Consider the following 1,006-nt stretch of genomic DNA (forward strand, 5'->3'; position numbering starts at 1 on the left):
CCTCTGCCGGGGACGTCGCCACCGGGGACGTCGCCACCGGCGCTCGGGGCGGCGCAGGACCCCGGATCCGGGCCCGCCGGCGGCGGTGACGCACCGGTCGGCTCGGCGCCTCCCGGGGACGGGCTGACGCGCCCCACGGCGGCCCCGGCCGGCACGCCGCCCCCCGCGGCCGACGGCTGGGCGCCCGCGGACGTCGCGGGTCCCCCTGGCGGCCCATCCGGCCCCGCCGGCCCGGCGGCCGACGACCCCACGGCCGGGTCCTGGCAGGCGGATGCCGGCGCGTACGGCGCGTATGGCGCCGCCCCCTTCACCCCCGGCGCCTACGGCTCGGCGGATGCCCATGGCTCCGGCGACGCCGACGGCGGCGGGGTGGGCGGTTCCGCGGGCGGCAGCGGGTCCGCGGCGATGCGCGGCGCGTCCGGTGGTGTGTACAGCGCGACGACCGCGGACGGCGCCAGCGGCTACGGCGCCGGGGCGGCGGCGGCCGCCTCCCGGGCGTTCGGTGCCCGTGGCCACGGCTCGGGCACCGTCATCGGGTCGGCGGGCGCCGGTGGGTCGTCGCTCGGCTTCGGCCGCCGCCCCCCCGGCCGGCACCGCCAGGGGGACGTCGCCGACGGCGAGCCCGGCGCGGTGCCACCCCGCGCGTCGGTGCGCACCGCCGACGTGCCCTTCCGCCGCGGCGCCGACGAGGAGATCATCGACGCCGAGATCGTCGAGGAGTAGCACCCCGCGCCGCGGCCCGGCCGCCCGATCGGCCCCGAGGGCCGGTCACGGCCGCCGCCGGATCCGCATCCGGGCGCGTACGCAGACGCGCCCGGATGCGGGCGGTGGTCACTGCCCGCGGCGGCGCAGGTAACGCTCGAACTCGCGGGCGATGGCGTCCCCGCTGGCCTCCGGCAACGCCGTCTCCGGCTCCCGGGACTCCAGCGAGCGGACGTACTCGGCGACCTCGGTGTCCCCGGCGGCGAGCTCGTCGACCTGACGTTCCCACGCCTTCGCCCGTTCG

The 1,006-nt window shown here is 81.1% G+C and carries 2 pseudogenes; one reads left to right on the plus strand and one right to left on the minus strand.

Annotated features, from left to right (window positions below):
• Positions 1 to 723: pseudogene (locus C1A33_RS35300) on the plus strand (hypothetical protein); the annotation flags it as partial.
• A 108-nt stretch (positions 724 to 831) separates the two neighbouring features.
• On the opposite strand, the pseudogene C1A33_RS37760 reads toward C1A33_RS35300, so the two are convergent.
• A pseudogene (locus C1A33_RS37760) lies at positions 832 to 1,006 on the minus strand (PAC2 family protein); the annotation flags it as partial.

Source organism: Frankia canadensis (genome assembly GCF_900197875.1).
GTDB lineage: Bacteria > Actinomycetota > Actinomycetes > Frankiales > Frankiaceae > Frankia > Frankia canadensis.